General features: G+C 72.4%; 13 protein-coding genes. 7 read left to right on the plus strand and 6 right to left on the minus strand.

The genetic code is table 11. From position 1 onward, the window contains the following. Together M3Q23_00085 and M3Q23_00090 are read left to right on the plus strand one after the other, a co-directional pair. The coding region (locus M3Q23_00085) for a LuxR C-terminal-related transcriptional regulator (protein MDP9340516.1) at positions 1 to 312 on the plus strand (312 nt) is incomplete at its 5' end. A gap of 242 nt (positions 313 to 554) precedes the next feature. Continuing rightward, the gene (locus tag M3Q23_00090; protein MDP9340517.1) at positions 555 to 1,010 is read left to right on the plus strand and encodes an SRPBCC family protein; all 456 of its coding nucleotides are present in this window, start codon (positions 555 to 557) and stop codon (positions 1,008 to 1,010) included. Between the two features lie 60 nt (positions 1,011 to 1,070). On the opposite strand, the gene M3Q23_00095 is transcribed toward M3Q23_00090, so the two are convergent. Beyond that, the gene (locus tag M3Q23_00095; GenBank protein ID MDP9340518.1) at positions 1,071 to 1,817 is read right to left on the minus strand and encodes a hypothetical protein; all 747 of its coding nucleotides are present in this window, start codon (positions 1,815 to 1,817) and stop codon (positions 1,071 to 1,073) included. Between the two features lie 68 nt (positions 1,818 to 1,885). Here M3Q23_00095 and M3Q23_00100 point away from each other — a divergent pair, with 68 nt between their 5' ends. Then, on the plus strand, positions 1,886 to 2,968 hold the full coding sequence (locus tag M3Q23_00100; protein ID MDP9340519.1) for an alpha/beta hydrolase: 1,083 nt from the start codon (positions 1,886 to 1,888) through the stop codon (positions 2,966 to 2,968). Between the two features lie 11 nt (positions 2,969 to 2,979). On the opposite strand, the gene M3Q23_00105 is transcribed toward M3Q23_00100, so the two are convergent. Both M3Q23_00105 and M3Q23_00110 read right to left on the minus strand, forming a co-directional pair. Then, positions 2,980 to 3,831 carry an SDR family NAD(P)-dependent oxidoreductase gene (locus tag M3Q23_00105; protein MDP9340520.1) on the minus strand — a complete coding sequence of 284 codons (852 nt, stop codon included), beginning with the start codon at positions 3,829 to 3,831 and terminating at the stop codon, positions 2,980 to 2,982. A gap of 44 nt (positions 3,832 to 3,875) precedes the next feature. Next, entirely contained in the window at positions 3,876 to 4,922 is a 1,047-nt protein-coding gene (locus M3Q23_00110; GenBank protein ID MDP9340521.1) for a DNA topoisomerase IB, read from the minus strand. 185 nt (positions 4,923 to 5,107) lie between these two features. Here M3Q23_00110 and M3Q23_00115 point away from each other — a divergent pair, with 185 nt between their 5' ends. Both M3Q23_00115 and M3Q23_00120 read left to right on the plus strand, forming a co-directional pair. After that, positions 5,108 to 6,061 carry a PHP domain-containing protein gene (locus M3Q23_00115; GenBank protein ID MDP9340522.1) on the plus strand — a complete coding sequence of 318 codons (954 nt, stop codon included), beginning with the start codon at positions 5,108 to 5,110 and terminating at the stop codon, positions 6,059 to 6,061. Between the two features lie 11 nt (positions 6,062 to 6,072). Next, the gene (locus M3Q23_00120) at positions 6,073 to 9,492 is read left to right on the plus strand and encodes an AAA family ATPase (protein ID MDP9340523.1); all 3,420 of its coding nucleotides are present in this window, start codon (positions 6,073 to 6,075) and stop codon (positions 9,490 to 9,492) included. 16 nt (positions 9,493 to 9,508) lie between these two features. On the opposite strand, the gene M3Q23_00125 is transcribed toward M3Q23_00120, so the two are convergent. From M3Q23_00125 to M3Q23_00135, 3 genes are read right to left on the minus strand one after another with little or no spacing between them, the layout of a single operon-like run. Further along, positions 9,509 to 11,041 (minus strand): aminotransferase class V-fold PLP-dependent enzyme, encoded by a 1,533-nt coding sequence (locus M3Q23_00125; GenBank protein MDP9340524.1) that lies wholly within the window; start codon positions 11,039 to 11,041, stop codon positions 9,509 to 9,511. A 40-nt stretch (positions 11,042 to 11,081) separates the two neighbouring features. After that, positions 11,082 to 12,644 carry an FGGY-family carbohydrate kinase gene (locus M3Q23_00130; GenBank protein MDP9340525.1) on the minus strand — a complete coding sequence of 521 codons (1,563 nt, stop codon included), beginning with the start codon at positions 12,642 to 12,644 and terminating at the stop codon, positions 11,082 to 11,084. Between the two features lie 7 nt (positions 12,645 to 12,651). Beyond that, the gene (locus tag M3Q23_00135) at positions 12,652 to 13,947 is read right to left on the minus strand and encodes an MFS transporter (protein MDP9340526.1); all 1,296 of its coding nucleotides are present in this window, start codon (positions 13,945 to 13,947) and stop codon (positions 12,652 to 12,654) included. 170 nt (positions 13,948 to 14,117) lie between these two features. Here M3Q23_00135 and M3Q23_00140 point away from each other — a divergent pair, with 170 nt between their 5' ends. Both M3Q23_00140 and M3Q23_00145 read left to right on the plus strand, forming a co-directional pair. After that, positions 14,118 to 15,572, plus strand: coding sequence for a gamma-aminobutyraldehyde dehydrogenase (locus M3Q23_00140; GenBank protein MDP9340527.1), 1,455 nt, complete (start codon positions 14,118 to 14,120; stop codon positions 15,570 to 15,572). Between the two features lie 42 nt (positions 15,573 to 15,614). Further along, the gene (locus M3Q23_00145) at positions 15,615 to 17,042 is read left to right on the plus strand and encodes an aldehyde dehydrogenase family protein (GenBank protein ID MDP9340528.1); all 1,428 of its coding nucleotides are present in this window, start codon (positions 15,615 to 15,617) and stop codon (positions 17,040 to 17,042) included. Positions 17,043 to 17,052 lie beyond the last annotated feature (10 nt).

The raw sequence follows: 17,052 nt of genomic DNA on the forward strand, positions 1-17,052 counted from the left end.
GAGGAGCTGCGCGCGGACGTCCGCGCCGGCCGTCTGGATGCCGACGCGATCGAGGCGGTGCTGGAGGCGGCCGGGCACCCGGCGCGCCGGCGCCGCGAGCACGTGGCCTCCCTGACCGCGCGGGAGGTCGAGGTGCTTCGCCTGGTGGCCCGCGGCCTGTCCATCCGGGAGATCGCCCGGGCCCTGACCATCGCGCCCAAGACGGCGGACGCCCACATTCAGCACATCTACACGAAGGTCGGAGTCTCCACCCGGGCGGCGGCGACGCTGTTCGCCATGGAACACGACCTGGTCGGCCCCCTCGCGAGCTGAAGCGGCAGACCGCCACCGGCGAAGATCGGGAGATCTCCCGATGGCCCGCGGCCTCCCTTCCCGCACGATGGCCGCGTCAACGGGTGAGCACGAGGAAGGGAGGACGCAGACGGACTTGCTGGGGCTGCCAGCAGCTCGGGGTCGTCCCCGAGATGGCGCCGGCCAAGGCGTGACGTGAGACTCGGCGGTGCAGTTCCGTTCGTGATTCCGGGCGGCACCGCCTCCAACGAAGGGAGACGACGATGGCGAAGTTCAACGTGGGGATCGAGACGGCGGCCGAGCCGCAGCAGGTCGTCGACGCGCTGATCGACTTCTCGGACGGCCGGCCGGAGATCTGGCCGGGCCTGGCCCGGGAGTTCTACGAGGTGTATTCGGTGGGCGAGACATCGGCCGAGATCCGGGAGGGAAGCTCCAAGCCCGTGAAAGTGTGGGCTCGGGAGCGCTACGAGTGGTCGACCCCAGGCGTGGTGCGTTGGGAGGTCCTGGAGAGCAACTTCTGCCGACCGGGGAGCTACGTGGAGGTCCGGGTGGAGCCGAAGCAGGGCGGCGGGAGCCACGTGGACCTGGAGTGGAACCGGACTCCCAGCAACGCGAAGGGCCGCGTCGCCGTCATGATCATGAAGGTGGCCGGCCCGTCCATCTTGAAGTCGTACATGACCAAGACGCTCCGGCGCGTGGCGGACAGCGCGGCGAGCTAGGTCCGTCGTATCTGGGCGTCTTCATGCAGTTGGGGCTGACCCCGAAGCCGTAGGCGTCCCTCACGCCGCGACCTCGTGGATCCAGCCGGGCTCCCGGACGATGGCTCCATCCAGGCCCATGGCGATGACCAGGCGAAGGACGCCGGCATCGGGGACGTCCCACACGTAGACCCGCAGCCCGGCGTCCCGCCACCGGGCGTACAGGCGCGCGCCGTCGTCGCCGGTGAGCGTGGCCGCCCTGGCCGAGACGGCCACCGGGATCCCCCCCCGTCGGGCCTGGCCGCGGAGCCGCTCCAGCACGCCGCCCCGAGCCTGCGGCTCGCCGTACATGGGCAGGACCTCGGGGCGAAGACGCGCGAAGCGCTCCACGACCCCGGCGTCCGGAGAGCACACCGCGTCCGGTTCACCGTCGCGGAGCGAGGCCAGCCGCTCCAGACCGCTATCCGGCCACCTGCCCTTGAGGTCCAGGAGGAGCGGCGGGAGCCCGCGAGCCTCCTGCATGACCTCCGGCAGCGTCAGGTGTGTCTCCACGCGGCGAACCACGGTGAGCCATCGCCGGGGCGGGGTGGACGCGCCGAGCGCGACACCGTTCGGGCCGAGGACGAACCGTCCCACGCTGGGATCGTGCGACAGGCGAAGCTCGCCCCGCTTGCACCACACGTCCATCTCCAGCCGGTCGAACCCGGCGGCGATGCCCTCGCGGATGCGTTCGGTCGTGTTCGATCGATGAAGGACCCACTCCAACGATGCCTGCTCCCGGTCCTCGCGCCGTCCCCGCCGCGCCTGGATGGTCTCGCGAGCGTACATCCGGCGGCGTCGTTCAGCGTCGCGCTCGGCGTACGATCGGACCTCATCCCTGGAGGAGGAACCGTTCCGTGGGCGCGTCACCAGAGCGATCGGGATCGAGGCGCTGGGTGGTCGGGACGGCGGCCGTCCTGGCGGGCCTGGGCGTGCGCGCGGTCCTCCGGGAGCGGCGGGAGCAGGGGGAGGGCCAGCCCGGCGAGCGGCCCCGGCGCATCTCGTGGGTGGGGAGGAAGCTCGATCCCTACCCCACGCTGGAGGACCAGGGGCTCGTGCTGCCGGTGCTTCCCCCCGCGGAGATCGTGACCGTTCCGGGGCGAGGGGAGATGTTCGTCCGTCGCACGTCGGGTACGTCGGGCACATCGGGCGCCTCCGAAGGCGGCGAGGGCGTGCCCGTGCTGCTGCTCCACGGCTGGATGGCCAGCGCCGACCTCAACTGGTTCCTGCTGTTCCATGAGCTCTCGCGGCACCACCCGGTGATCGCCCCCGACCTCCGCGGCCACGGCCGGGGCATCCGCAGCCACCGTCCGTTCTCGCTGGAGGACTGCGCCGACGACGCGGCGGCGCTGCTGCGGCACCTCGGCGTGGAGCGGGCCCTGGTGGTCGGGTACTCGATGGGGGGGCCGGTGGCCATGCTGGTGTGGCAACGCCACCCGGAGCTGGTGGCAGGGCTGGTGCTGGAAGCGACGGCGCTCGAGTTCAGCGGATCACCGCGTGAGCGCCTGGTGTGGCACCTCACGGGGCCGCTCGGCCTCCTTCTCCGGTGGCCCACGGGGCGGATCGTCCTGCTCCGGTTGACGGGGGGAATCGAGGAGGTCCCGACGTCCCTGCTCCGGTTCCGCGCGTGGGCCGACGGCGAGTTCCGCCGGAACGATCCCACGGAGGTCGCGGAGGCGGGACGCGCGCTCGGGCGGTTCGACGCCCGGCCGTTCGCGGGCTCCATCGACGTGCCCACGGCGGTGGTGGTCACCACGAAGGACAGCCTGGTGGCGCCGGACAAGCAGCGGGCGCTGGCCCGTGCCGTTCGGGCCCAGGTGTTCGAGTTCGCCGGCGATCACGCCGCCGTCGCGCTCCAGGCCGGCGAGTTCGCTCGGGTGACCCTGGACGCCATCGCGACCATCTCGCCGCGGACGGCTGGTTTGCCCGCCACGCCCTGACCGGGCCGGGGCTACCCCTCGAGGATCTTGCGGACCGCGGCCTCGGTCACCCGAACCGGCATCACCGCCCGGACCGGCTTGATCAGCCGGGCGTCCGTCCCGACCAGGTAGCGGAGCTTCGGCCGGCGGACCGTCGCCGCCTGCGCGACCTTGCGGGCCACCTCCCGCGGGTCGGCCTTCCGGCGGCGCTCCACCTGCTTCATGGCGAAGCGCTCCAGGCGCCGGCTCCGCTCGTAGTGCGGCGAGCTGGGGTCCTGCATGCCCTCGGCGTACTTCGCGTTGTCGAAGAAGATGTCGGTGGCGTACGTCCCCGGCTCGATCAGCGTGACGAAGATCCCGTCGTGGGCCGCCTCGTAGCGGAGGGCCTCGCCGAAGGCCTCCAGGGCCGCCTTGCTGGCGTTGTACGCGGACAGGCCGGGCACGGAGTTGAAGACGCCGATGCTCGACATCAGGATGATCCGGCCCGAGCGGCGCTCCCGCATCCCGGGCAGCACTGCCTTCACGACCCGCACCCCGCCGAAGAAGTTGGTCTCGAACTGCTCCCGGAACTGCTCGATCGAGGTGTCCTCCACGAAGCCGCCGACCCCGTAGCCGGCGTTGCTGACCAGCACGTCGACCAGGCCGGCCTCGGCCAGGACCTTCTCGAAGGCGGCGGCCACGGACTCGTCGCTGGTGACGTCGAGCGGGAGGACCTCCACGGACACGCCGGCCTCGGCGGCGGCCCGGTCGAGATTGTCGCGCTTCCCGGGGTTCCGCATGGTCGCGTAGACCCGGAATCCCTTTCCCGCCAGCTCGACCGCCGAGAGCATCCCGAACCCGCTGGAGCTCCCGGTGATGACGGCGACGCCCCGGCCGGTGGCCATGCCCGGATTGTAGGCGGGTCGCTCGGGCCACGCGCTCCAGCGTCTCAGGCCACGCGCTCCAGCGCCTCGGAATCGGATTCCCCGGCGATGAGGTCCAGGACGGCGGCCTCCACCTGGGCCTGGAGCTGCGGTTCGGTGAACGGCTCGGCCCCCACGGCCTCGATGACGCCGGCGATCGTGACGCCGGCCCGGTAGCGGTCGAACACGCGCGGGTCGATGTAGGAAGCTCGGCACACCGCCGGCGTGTTGCCCAGCGAGCGAGCGGTCTCCGTCACCGCCCAGCGCACCGCGCGCTTGCGGGCGGTCCTGGACCGCGACGCCGGTGCCGACACCGCCAGGGCCACGGCGGTGAGCACGGTGCCGTGCCAGGTCCGGAAGTCCTTCGCCGAGTGGTCGTCGCCCGCGGCTTCCTTGATGTACTCGTTGACGTCGTCGGAGCGGACGTCGACCCAGGTCCGGCCCCGGCGGTAGGCCAGGAGCTCCTCGCCTCCACCCCGACGCCGCTTCAGCGTCCGGACCACCTCCACCACCTCGGGATCCGAAACCGCCTGCGTGACCCGCTTGCCCCCCTTGGCCGGGTAGTCGAACACCGCGGCGCCGCCCTCGATCCGCGCATGGTCCCTCTTCAGCGTGGCCACTCCCACCGTGCCGTGCTCCTCCGCGTAGACCTCCGATCCGATCCGGAAGTACCCCCGGTCGATCAGCCGGACCGCGCACGCGAGCACCCGTTCCCGGGTCATGTCGGGTCCGGCGATGTCGCGGGACACCGCCTTGCGCAGGCGGGGGAGGGCCCGGGCGAAGCGGATCACCCGGTCGTACTTCTCCTGGTCCCGGCGCTCCCGCCACCGTGGGTGGTACAGGTACTGCCGCCTGCCGGCCGCGTCAGTGCCCACGGCCTGGAGGTGGCCCATGTGATGGGGGCAGATCCACACGTCCTTCCAGGCCGGGGGGATGGCCAGGCCCCGGATCCGTTCCACGACCTCCGGGTCGGTGATGCGGGTGCCGGACGGATCCAGGTACACGAACCCCCGCCCGTTCCGCCGGCGGAGGAGTCCGGGGGCGGCGGGATCGGATCGTCGGAGCCTCGCCATGACGACTGTAGCCTTCCCGCGAAACGGCTCCCCGGAACCGGGGCGAGTGGCCGCCGCGCTGGCATAGCCTGGTCGCCATCGAACCCACGCTGTCCAACGCCCAGCTGGCCGAGCTGCTGGCCCGAGCGGCCGAGGCGGAGACCGCCCATCGCCGCCGGGCTCTGCACGGGGCCTCCCGCGCCGCCATGTTCGGATGGACCGAACCGGCCGCCGCCGTGCTCGAGCGGGGCGGCGCGCTCACCGACCTGTGGCGGGTGGGGCCGTGGGTGGCAGGGATGCTCTCGGAGTGGCTGGCGGACCCACCGGAGGTCCCCGAGCCCCCTGCCCTGCGTCGCGGCTTCCTGACCCGGGCCGACGTCGACGCTGCTCTGGAGGGACACGACCACTGGCGAGCCGAGCTTCGGGCCGACCTCCAGATGCACACGACCTACAGCGACGGGAGCGTTCCGCTGCCGGGGATGGCCGAGGCCGCCGCCGCCCTCGGCTACGAGTACATCGGCATCACCGACCACTCCAAGGGGCTGCCCATCGCCAACGGCATGGACGAGGAACGGCTGGCGCGACAGGCCGAGGAGATCGCCGCGCTGAACCGGGCCCTGGAAGCGGCCGGTTCGGGGCCACGGGTGCTGCACTCCATCGAGATGAACCTGTCGCCGGAGGGCGAGGGCGACATGGAGCCCGAGGCGCTGAGCCGCCTCGACCTCGTGCTGGGGGCGTTCCATTCGAAGCTCCGCCTGACCGAGGACCAGACCGACCGCTACCTCGCGGCGGTCCGCAACCCCACCGTCCACGTGCTGGCCCACCCCCGGTGCCGGATGTTCGACCGCCGGGCCGGGCTGTGGGCGGACTGGGATCGTGTGTTCGCGGCCGCCGCCGAACAGGGCACGGCGGTGGAGATCGACGCGAGCCCGTACCGCCAGGACCTCGACGTCGAGCTGCTGGCAGTGGCCCGCGAGGCCGGGGTGCGGATCTCCATCGGGACCGACGCCCACAGCGTGCGGGAGCTCCGGTACATGGACTTCGGCCTGGCCTCCGCGATCCTGGCGGGCATCCCGAAGGAGCGCATCCTCAACTTCCAGCCCGTCGAGGACGTCCTGGCCTGGGCCCGGGAGCGCCGGAGGCGAGGCGCCTCGGCCTAGACTCCTCTTCCGTGGCGACCTGCCCGAGCTGCGCCGAGGACAACCCCGACCGCGCGAAGTTCTGCCTGAACTGCGGGGCCGCGCTGGGGGAGGTCCGCCGCCCGCGCGAGGAACGCAAGATCGTCACGGTGCTGTTCTGCGACCTGGTCGGCTTCACCGCCCGCTCCGACCGGGCCGACCCCGAGGACGTCAAGGCCATGCTCCGCCCGTTCCATACCCGCCTGAAGCGGGAGATCGAGCTGTACGGCGGCAGCCTGGACAAGTTCATCGGGGACGCTGCGCTCGGGGTGTTCGGCTCTCCTGTCTCTCACGAGGACGACCCGGAACGAGCCGTCCGGGCCGGCCTGGCCATCCTCGACGCCATCGCGGAGCTCAACCAAGCGCACCCCGAGCTGAACCTGGCGGTTCGAGTCGGCATCAACACGGGGGAGGCGGTCGTGGCGTACGGGTCCGGCCCCCAGATCGGCGAGGCGGTGACCGGCGACGTGGTGAACACGGCCTCGCGCCTTCAGTCGGTGGCGCCGGTGAATGGCATCCTGGTCGGGGAGCAGACGTTCCGGGCCACGGAACGCCGGTTCGTGTACGAGGCCCTGGAGCCGGTCACGGTGAAGGGAAAGGCGGAGCCGCTTCCCGTCTGGGTGGTCCGCGAGGCCCGGGCTCGGCTCGGTGTGGACGTGGCTCTGTCCCACGCCACGCCGTACGTGGGGCGGGAGCAGGAGCTGCTGGCCCTTCGTGGCGCGTTCGACCGGGCGGTCCGCGACCGCATGGTGCATCTGGTCTCGGTGGTGGGCGAACCCGGCGCGGGGAAGAGCCGCCTGGTGGCCGAGCTCGGACGCCATGTCGACGGGCAGCCCGAGGGGGTGGTGTGGCGGCAGGGCCGGTGCCTGCCTTACGGGGAGGGCATCACGTTCTGGGCCCTCGGCGAGATCGTGAAGGCCCACGCCGGGATCCTGGAGTCGGACGGGGCCGGGGACGTCGCCGCCAAGCTCGACGCCGTCATCCCCCAGGCCGAGGGGGACCGGGAGTGGTTGCGCCAGCGCCTGGCGCCGCTGGTCGGCCTGGAGGCCGAGTCGCCGGCGGACCGGGAGGAGTCGTTCACGGCGTGGCGCCGGTTCCTGGAGAGCGTCGCGGCGGCCGATCCCACGGTGCTGGTGTTCGAGGATCTCCACTGGGCCGACCCCGCCCTGCTGGCGTTCCTGGACCACGTGACGGAATGGGCCCACGGCGTGCCGCTGGTCCTGCTGTGCACGGCCCGGCCCGACCTGTACGAGCGCCATCCCACCTGGGCCGGGGGGATGCGGAACGCGACGACGGTGAACCTGGCTCCGCTGTCGATGGAGGAGACCTCGCGCCTGGTGGCCGCGCTGCTCGACCACGCGGTCCTTCCCGCGGAGGTCCACGCCGTCGTGCTGGAACGCGCCGGCGGGAACCCGCTGTACGCGGAGGAGTTCGTGCGGATGCTCCGCGACCGCGAGCTGCTGGTCGAGCGGGGTGGGACGCTCCGCCTGGCCGAGGGCGCCGAGGTGCCGTTCCCGGACTCCATCCAGGCGCTCATCGCGGCGCGCCTGGACACGGTGAAGCCCGACCGAAAGGCCCTGCTCCAGGACGCCGCGGTGGTGGGGAAGGTCTTCTGGTCGGGGGCGTTGCTCGCGATGGGCGGACGCGAGCCCCGCGACGTGGCCGAGGCGCTCAACGAGCTCTCTCGCAAGGAGCTCATCCGCCCGTCCCGGGTCTCGTCGATGGAAGGACAGCGGGAGTTCGGGTTCTGGCACGTGCTGGTCCGCGACGTCGCCTACGGGCAGATCCCGCGAGCCGACCGGGCGGTCAAGCATCGGGCCGTCGCCGCCTGGATCGAGGGATCGGGCGGGGGTCGGGTCGAGGACCACGCCGAGGTCCTGGCCCACCACTACACCCGGGCCCTGCGGCTGGCGGAGGCGTGCGGCGAGGACCGGCTGGCGTCGGAGCTGTCCGGGCCGGCCCTGAGGTTCCTGATGGCGGCGGGGGATCGCGCCCTGGGCCTGGACGTGGGAGCCGCCCAGGTCAGCTTCCAGCGGGCGCTCGACCTCGCGCCGCCCGGGCACCCCGAGCGCCCCGCTGTGCTGGTCCGGTGGGCCGACGCCGCTCGCCAGGCCGGCCGGTTCCCGGAGGCCGCCGCCGCGCTCGAGGAAGCCATCGCCGCATTCCGGGAACGGGGAGACCGCCTGGCCGCCGCCCGCGCGTTGGGGGTCCTGTCGAGCATCCGGGTCAGCCTGGGCGGGGCGGGGCAACAGGAGCCGGCCGCCGAGGCCGTGGCGCTGCTGGAGCGGGAGCCGCCCGGTCCGGACCTGGTGGCCGCGTACGCGCGGATGTCCGGGGTGAACGTGGTGCTGGGGCTCTTTCGCCCCGCCATCGAGTGGGCCGACCGGGCGGTGGCGCTGGCCGCGGAGCTGGGGCTGGAGGTCCCCCCGCGAACCCTGGGCTTCCGCGGCTACGGGCGCGCGTCGCTGGGGGAGGCGGACGGGCTGGCGGGCATGCGGGCGGCGCTCGAGGCTGCGATCGAGCGAGGCGACGGTCGCGACGCCGCGGTTCTGTACAACAACCTGGCCGTGGCGGTGACGCCGATTGAGGGGCCGGCCAGCGCGGCGGCCACGCTCCGGGAGGGCGAGGAGTTCTCGGAGCGCCGCGGCATCGCCGAGATGGCCGACGCCATGCGCACCGGGTCGCTCGACGTGCTGATCGACCTGGGGGAATGGGATCGGGCATTGGACCTGGCGGCGACGCTGGGTGAGCGGGCCGAGGCCATCGGCGACGCCGCGGACCTGATCCAGGTCCGGTGGGTCCGGTGCCGGATCCTGGCCAAGCGGGGGGAGTTCTCCGCCGCGCTGGACATGGCCGAATGGCTGGTGGAGGCGGCTCGGGCGTCCGGGGCCACGGAGGACGTCACGGCCGGATTCACCGCTGCGGCGCTGGCGTATGGCGGCGCCGGGCTGCACGACCGGGCCATGGAGGTGCTGGTCGCGCTGGCCGGAACGCCGAACGTCCGGGAGAGTCCGGTGTATCCGGCCTACCTCCCGGACTTGGTTCGCCTGGCGGCCGGGATCGGCGACCTGGACCTTGCCGCGGGGCTGGCGGAGGGGGTGGGCACGATGAACCCGTACGGCGAGCACGCGCTGCGCGCCGCCGACGCCGTCGTGGCGGAGGCGCGCGGAGAGCTCGGCATTGCTGCCGATCGGTACGCGGAAGCCGCGGAACGGTGGGAGGCGTTCGGCGTGGTCCCGGAACGCGCGCACGCCCTGCTGGGCCGGGGCCGGTGCCTCGTCGCGCTGGGCCGGGCCGGCGAGGCCGAGCCGCCGCTTCGCCAAGCTCGGGAGCTGTTCCAGCGCCTGGGAGCCCGGCCCTCCATGGCCGAAGCCGACGCGATCCTGGCCCGGACCGCCGCGCTGAGCTCGTAGGGTCTGGGACCTGCGCCTACGGCCGGTACAGGAGGTCGATGTACTTCTTGAGCAGGTCTCTCACCATGCCCCGGAAGGGCATCGTCGCGGCCAGGCCGTAGACGGGGGCCATGCCCTCCTTCTCCGCCGGTTCCGACCGGACCTCCTGTGCCGATTCCCGGAGGTCCGACAGGAAGCGCTCGGCCACGCCGGGCTGGGTGTGGCGGAGCGTGACGCAGATGTGCACCGCGGTCGGCCGGTGCAGCCCGTTCAGGCTCCATCCCCGCCGCCCCATGTGCTCCAGCACGCGGTAGATGTCGAGCGAGTCGGACCCGAATGCGATGACCCACAGCGGGTCGCCCAGGACATGCAGCCCGGGGATCTCCGAGATCCCCCGCCGGATGGTGGCCGCCGTCTCCAGGATCCGCCCGGTCGCGTCGAGGTACCCCTCCTCGCCCGTCGCCACCATGGCCGCCCAGCACGCGGCGGACAGCGCGCCGGGCCGCGAGCCCGCCAGGGTGGGCGAGAAGTACAGACCGCCCGGCCATTCCGTGGCCACGAAGTACTGGTACGAGCGCAGCTCGGTCCCCCGGTACAGCACCACCGATGTCCCCTTCGCCGCGTAGCCGAACTTGTGGGTGTCCGCGGACATCGAGATGACCCCCGGGACGCCGAAGTCGAACCCGGGAACGTCGTACCCCAGCCGGCGGGCCCACGGCAGGACGAACCCGCCCAGGCACGCGTCGGTATGGAAGCCGATCCGTCGCTCCGCGGCCATTGCCGCCAGCTCCTCGATGGGGTCGATCACGCCGTGGGGGAACCCGGGCGCCGAGCCGACCAGCGCGATGGTGTTCCGGGTGATGGCGCGCCGGGTGGCCGCGACGTCGGCGCGGTAGTCCGGCCCCACGGGCACGCGGACCAGCTCGATGCCGAAGTACTGCGCCGCCTTGTCGAACGCGACGTGCGCCGAGGAGGGTGCGATCACCCGGGGCCGGGTGATCCGGCGCCGGTGCCGGGCCCAGTCCCGGTAGGTCTTCATGGCCAGCAGGATGCTCTCGGTCCCGCCGGACGTGACCGTGCCGACGACCTGCCTGGCGGGATCCCCGCCGTTCGCGGCGTCGGCCATGAGGTCCCCCCCGAGCATCGCCGCGGTCATGGACACGATCTCCGCCTCGTACTTCGCCCCGCTCGGCCACAGGTCGGCGTGCAGCGGGTTCAGCTGCGAGGTCAGCGCGTAGACCTCGTTCAGGAACCCGATGTGGTCGTCGTCACCCTGATAGACGGCTCCCGACGCGAACCCCTCCTGCCACCGGGGCCGCTCGATGCCGGCCAGCTCAGCGACCTCGCGCAACACCTCCACGCGGGGCAACCCGTTGACCGGCAGGCGTGGGAACGCGGCCGCCCGGCCCCGGTAGGGCTTCACGGCGTCCTGCATCCCGGCCAGGATGCGGTCGTACTCGCGGTCCAGGCGGTTCCGGAGCGCCGGGACCGCGGCGATCACTCGCTCGGCCGCGCGGGCCACGCGCGGGTCGAGGCGCTCCAGCCTGGTTGCGATGTCGGCGATGTCCATGTGCCCACGTCCTCTCGGCGTTCGTCCCCGCAGCCGCGGCCTACCGGTTCGCGTTCAGCCGCGCGTGGATCTTCCTGGTCGCTTTGTACAGGTTCAGGAACTCCCGGAACTGCGCGTCGTACACGGCGCGGTTGTGGGGATCGGGCTGGAAGGTCCGGGCGACGGGCACGCTGCCGGCGACCTCGTCCCAGGTCAGGCGGCCCAGGGCCACCGAGGCCTGGAGCGCTGCGCCTCGCGCGTTCGCCAACACCGGGTCCTCGGACTGGAGGATGGTCCGGTCCAGCACGTCGGCCACGACCTGGCACCACAGCTCCGACCGGGCGCCGCCGCCCACCACCGTGATCGCGTCCAGGCGCCGCTTGATGAACTTCTCCACGTACGTCAGCAGCCAGCGCGAGTTGTACGCCACGCCCTCCAGCACGGCCCGGACCAGGTGGCCGCGGGTCACCCCGAGCGACTGGTTGAAGAACCCGCCCCGGGCGGTGCGGTCGTCCACCGGCGTGCGCTCCCCGTTCACCCACGGCGCGAAGATCAGGCCGTCGCTTCCGGCTGGTGCGGCTTCCGCCAGGGCCAGCATCGTGCCGTAGGGGTCCTCGGGGTGGGGGCCGGCATCCGGGGGGAACAGGACGTTCTCCTTCAGCTCGACCAGGCAAACGCCGGCCGACTCCTGCTCGTTGGCCAGGAAGTACCGCCCGGGGATGGCCGAAGGCAGCGAGGCCATGTTGTGGAACAGGTCCGTCTTCTTGTACGGCACGTGACAGCTCAGCCACGACGACGTGCCCAGGCACAGGTGCGCGTCGAAGTCACGGACCGCGCCGGCCCCGATGGCCGCGGCCATGTTGTCCGGCGCGCCCGTCACCACCTGCGCGGTGCCGGGCAGTCCCAGCTCTGCGGCGGCCTCGGCTCGCAGCGGCCCCAGGACGCTGGCGGCCGGGACGATGTCGGGCAGCTTGGAGCGGTCCAGGCCGGCCATGCGCAGCAGCTTCCGGTCGTAGCGGACGTCGTTGACGTCCCGGGCGTCCGCCACCCAGTGCAGGGTCACCGCGTCGGACGACGTGACCATGCGCCCGCTCAGCCGGAAGTTGATCCAGTCCCGCGGTTCCAGGAACAGATGGGTCCGCTGGTGGATCGCCGGCAGGTGCTCCCGGACGAACAGGACGTGCGCGATGGAGTCCTTCCCCTGGTGCCCCGGCGCGCCGCCGGTCCGGCGGATCCACGCCACCAGCTTGCCCAGCCCGTAGCCCTGGACCATGGGGAACCCGCGGACGATCCGGCGGATCTGCTCGGCGCCGCGGGAGTCCATCCAGATGATGGCCCGGGTCAGGGGCCGGCCGTCCGCATCCACCGGCACCGTTCCCGACCACTGCGAACTGCACCCCACGCCGATCACGCTTGCCGGGTCGGCGCCGCTCGCGCCCATGACCCGGCGCGTCCCCCGGACCACGGCCCCCCACCAGTCCTCGGGGTCCTGCTCGGCGCCGCCGTGCGGCAGGAGGTGCAGCGGGTACCGCTCGAGCGCCGAGGCCACGATCTGGCCGCGCACGGTGACCAGCGCAAGCTTCAACCCGGAGGTCCCCAGGTCCAGCCCGAGCACGTGCTCCACAAGCGGCTCAGCGGACGTCAGTGCCGGCGCCGGCGGGGCTGAGCGGCGCGGCCGCTTGGCGGAGCGGCTCGGGGACGGTCAGCGCGATCAGCACGACCGCCACAGCCAGCGCGCTGGTCAGTGCCACCGCTGCATGGAAGTTCCCCTCCAGGCTCTTCAGCGCGCCCATGAGACCCACGATCACGGCGCCGCCCAGGTTCCCCGCCAGCAGCATGACCCCCACCGCCGTGCTCCCGACCTGGGGACCGAGCGTGGGGTCCTCGGAGGCCACCGCGATGGAGATGGGCAGCGCCGCCAGCAGGAAGAACCCCATCACGAAGGCCACCGGAACCAGCGCACCGAGCGAGCCGAGGTGCCCCAGCAGCCACAGCGTCGGCACGGCGACCACTCCCGCCAGGACCAGGAACGGCTTCCGCCGCCGGATCCGGTCGCTGGTCGCCCCCAGCACCACGGAGCCCACGATGCCGGCGATGGTGATCATGCCGGCGACCAGCCCCGCGCCGGTCTCGCCGATGCCGCGCGGCTTCAGGATCTCCTCGAGCCAGGTGGTGATTCCCAGGTAGAAGCCGAACCCCAGGAACAGCGCCGCGGAGAGCTTCCACTGGGTCCGTGACCGCAGGACCCGCCGGAGGGCCTGGCGGACGGAGAGCTCCTCCGGTGCCACCAGGCGCTCCGGGACCGGCGACGGCGCGATGCGCCAGAACACGGCCAGCGCCACCAGCGACACCCCGGCGTAGACCAGCTGCGTTCCCCGCACGCCCACGGCCGGCACCAGCCCGGGCGTGACGATCAGCCCCAGCGTGATCCCGAGGAAGATGGCCATGGTCCCCAGGCCGGTGGCCGTGGCGGCCTCCTCCTCCGGGAAGTGCCGGTTGACCACGTCGGCCACCGCGTTGATGAGGAACGGCTGCGGCAGCAGCAGCCCGACCGTCAGCACGAGCAGCAGGGGGAAGTCCCCGGCCACCGGCCGGAGGAATGCGAAGAGCGAGGTGGCCAGCCCGGCCCACAGCAGAGGGGTCCGGTAGCCCAGGCGGTCGGCCACCAGCCCGGCGGGGATGGACAGCGCCGCAGAGCACAGCGGTCCCACCGACACCAGCAGCCCGATGGAGACCTCGCTGGTGTGGAACGCGTGCGCCGCCTTCCCGGTAACCGAGGCGAAGGAGATCCACAGCATGTGGCTGGCCGCGACCAGCGCAACGTAGGAGGCGAGGACGGTCCACGACCCCGGCCGACGGACCGGCGCGTCCGGCTCCACGGTCTGCGTCGCCTCCGGCCTGGCGGCGCCCCCCGCGCCGACTTCCATCCCCACCTGCCCCTTTCCGAACGGCGGTGCCCGATGCTACCCCTTCGGTGCTCCCGGGAGCGTCCCGGGCGACGGCCCGGAGCGGCGGGCCGAGTCGCGGGGCCGGCGGTCTGGAGGCATACTCGGGCCTTCGGAGCACGTTGCAGCCAGCGCACACCAAGGGGGAAACCATGGTCGCCGTCGCCACCAAGCGGATGTTCGTGGGCGGGGAATGGGTCGAGGGATCGGCGGGCGAGACCCTCCCGGTGGTCAATCCCGCCACCGGCGAGACCATCGCCGAGACGCCCCGGGCGTCCGAGGAGGACGTGGACCGCGCGGTCGGCGCGGCCCGCAGGGCCTTCGACGAGACCTGGTTCGACACGACGCCCGGCGAGCGCCAGGCCATGATGCTGGCCCTGGCTCGCGCCATCGACGAGCACGATGAGGAGATCGGGCACCTGGAGTCCCAGAACGTCGGGAAGCCGGTGGCCTCCGTGATGCGGGACGAGATGCCCGTCATGACCGACCACTTGCGGTTCTTCGCCGGCGCCGCCCGGATGCTCGAGGGCCGAGCCGTCGGCGAGTACTTCAAGGCCGAGGGGACCCTGTTCACCAGCATGCTCCGCCGCGAGCCCATCGGCGTGGTCGGCCTGATCGCCCCTTGGAACTACCCGTTGTGGATGGCCATCTGGAAGTTCGGGCCGGCGCTCGCCGCCGGGAACACCGTGGTCATCAAGCCGTCGGAATGGACGCCGCTGTCGATGCTGCGGGTCGCGGAGCTGGCCGCCGACATCTTCCCGCCGGGCGTGTTCAACGTGATCACCGGGGACGGCGTGCCGACGGGGGCGGCGATGGTCAAGCACCCGGGGGTCGGGATGGTGTCGCTGACCGGTGAGGTCACCACGGGGAAGGAGGTCGCCCGCGCGGCCGCCGACACCCTGAAGAAGGTGCATCTGGAGCTCGGCGGGAAGGCCCCGGTGGTGGTGTTCGACGACGCCAACCTGGAGTCCACGGTGGAGTGGATCAAGATCGCCGGCTACTTCAACTCCGGCCAGGACTGCACGGCAGCCACGCGGGTGCTGGCCGGTCCGCGCGTGTACGACTCGCTCCTGGAGAACCTGGTGTCGTCGGTGCAGTCGATCGTCGTGGGCGACCCGCAGGACGAGGCCACCGAGATGGGTCCCGTCGTGTCGAAGGAGCACTTCGAGCGGGTCATGGGGTTCCTGTCCAGGGCCCGGGAGGGAGGCGCGTCGGTGCTGACCGGAGGCGACCGACTGGACCGGGCCGGGTTCTTCATCCAGCCCACCGTGATCACCGGCGTGGACCAGAGGGCCGAGATCGTCCAGCGGGAGGTGTTCGGCCCGGTGGTCACGGTGCAGCGGTTCGAGGACGACGACCAGGCCATCGCGTGGGCCAACGACGTCGACTACGGGCTGGCCGCGTCGGTGTGGACGCGCGACGTGGGGCGGGCGCTGAACGCCTCGCGGAAGCTCCGGTTCGGGACGGTGTGGATCAACACGCACATCCCGCTGACGCCGGAGATGCCCCACGGGGGCTACACCAAGAGCGGGTACGGTAAGGACATGTCGATCTACTCCGTGGAGGAGTACACGAACCTCAAGCACGTCATGGCCGCGATCGACTGACGCGGTCGTCGGGTTCCCGTCGAGCGACGCGAGGTGATCGAGATGGCCGTCCGTCCCTATTACGTGGCCGGCGAGTGGCGAACCGGCTCCGAGTCGTTCTCGGTGAAGAGTCCGTACGACGGAAGCGTGGTGGCGGAGGTGGCCGTCCCCACCGAGGCCGACACCGAGGTAGCGGTGGCCAGGGCCGCGTCTACGTTCGAGGACAGCCGGCGGCTTCCTATTCACGCCCGGGCGGAGGCACTCGCCCACGTGTCGCGACGTCTTCAGGAGCGCGGGGACGAGCTGGCCGAGGTCATCACTCGCGAGGGCGGGAAGCCGCTGAAGTGGTCCCGGGTGGAGGCCGCCCGGGCCGTGTCGACCTTCCGGTGGGCGTCGGAGGAGGTCCGGCGCATGGGCGGCGAGCTCATGCGCCTGGACACCGAGGCGTCGCTGGGAAGCCGGGCCGGCCTGATCCGCCGGTTCCCCCTGGGGCCGGTGCTGGGGATCAGCCCGTTCAACTTCCCGCTGAACCTGGTGGCGCACAAGGTGGCGCCGGCGCTGGCTGTGGGCGCGCCGATCGTGCTGAAGCCGGCCCGGGCCACGCCGCTGTCGGCGCTGGTGCTGGCCGAGCTCGTGTCCGAGACCGACCTCCCGCCCGGCATGTTCTCGGTCCTGCCGCTGGCCTCGGAGAAGGCCGAGGCCCTGGTCAAGGACCGGCGGTTCGCCAAGATCACCTTCACCGGCTCCAGCCCGGTCGGCTGGAAGCTGAAGGGCCTGGACCCACGCAAGCACGTCACGCTCGAGCTGGGCGGGAACGCCGGCGTGATCGTGCACTCCGACGCCGACCTGGACCACGCCGCCGAACGGGTGGCGGTGGGGGGCTACTACCAGGCCGGCCAGAGCTGCATCGCGGTGCAGCGGGTGCTGGTCCAGGCCGAGGTGGAGGCGCCGTTCCTGGAGCGGCTGGTCAAGCACGTCGAGGGCCTGAAGGTGGGCGACCCCATGGACCCGACGGTGGACGTGGGACCGCTCATCGACGCCGGCGCCCTGGAGCGCGTCGCCGAGTGGGTCGACGAGGCCGTCGGGGCGGGCGCCGAGGTCCTGACCGGCGGCAAGCGGCAGGACCCCTTCTACCCGCCGACGGTGCTGGCCAAGACGACGCCCGAGATGAAGGTCCGGTGCGAGGAGGTGTTCGGCCCGGTGGTGACGGTCGGCTCGTACCAGACGTTCGAGGAGGCCCTGGCCGAGGTGAACAACTCGCCGTACGGGCTCCAGGCCGGCGTGTTCACCCGAGACATCGAGCGAGCCTTCCTGGCCCACCGCGAGCTGGAGGTGGGCGGCGTGATCGTGAACGACGTCAGCGCGTTCCGGGCCGACCAGATGCCCTACGGCGGCGCCAAGGAATCCGGCTTCGGCCGCGAGGGCCTCCGCTACGCCATGGACGAGATGACCGAACCCAGGATCATGGTCCTGTCCAACCTCCCGCTGTAGCCACAGCCCG

Source organism: Actinomycetota bacterium, assembly GCA_030774015.1.
Taxonomy (GTDB): domain Bacteria; phylum Actinomycetota; class UBA4738; order UBA4738; family JACQTL01; genus JALYLZ01.

Excerpts from the sequence above, each read along its gene's own strand:
- M3Q23_00125 (MDP9340524.1), bottom strand. The coding sequence starts at position 11,041 with ATGGACATCGCCGACATCGCAACCAGGCTGGAGCGCCTCGACCCGCGC.
- M3Q23_00135 (MDP9340526.1), bottom strand. The coding sequence starts at position 13,947 with ATGGAAGTCGGCGCGGGGGGCGCCGCCAGGCCGGAGGCGACGCAGACC.
- M3Q23_00115 (MDP9340522.1), top strand. The coding sequence starts at position 5,108 with ATGTTCGGATGGACCGAACCGGCCGCCGCCGTGCTCGAGCGGGGCGGC.
- M3Q23_00110 (MDP9340521.1), bottom strand. The coding sequence starts at position 4,922 with ATGGCGAGGCTCCGACGATCCGATCCCGCCGCCCCCGGACTCCTCCGC.
- M3Q23_00140 (MDP9340527.1), top strand. The coding sequence starts at position 14,118 with ATGGTCGCCGTCGCCACCAAGCGGATGTTCGTGGGCGGGGAATGGGTC.
- M3Q23_00090 (MDP9340517.1), top strand. The coding sequence starts at position 555 with ATGGCGAAGTTCAACGTGGGGATCGAGACGGCGGCCGAGCCGCAGCAG.
- M3Q23_00105 (MDP9340520.1), bottom strand. The coding sequence starts at position 3,831 with ATGGCCACCGGCCGGGGCGTCGCCGTCATCACCGGGAGCTCCAGCGGG.
- M3Q23_00145 (MDP9340528.1), top strand. The coding sequence starts at position 15,615 with ATGGCCGTCCGTCCCTATTACGTGGCCGGCGAGTGGCGAACCGGCTCC.
- M3Q23_00095 (MDP9340518.1), bottom strand. The coding sequence starts at position 1,817 with ATGTACGCTCGCGAGACCATCCAGGCGCGGCGGGGACGGCGCGAGGAC.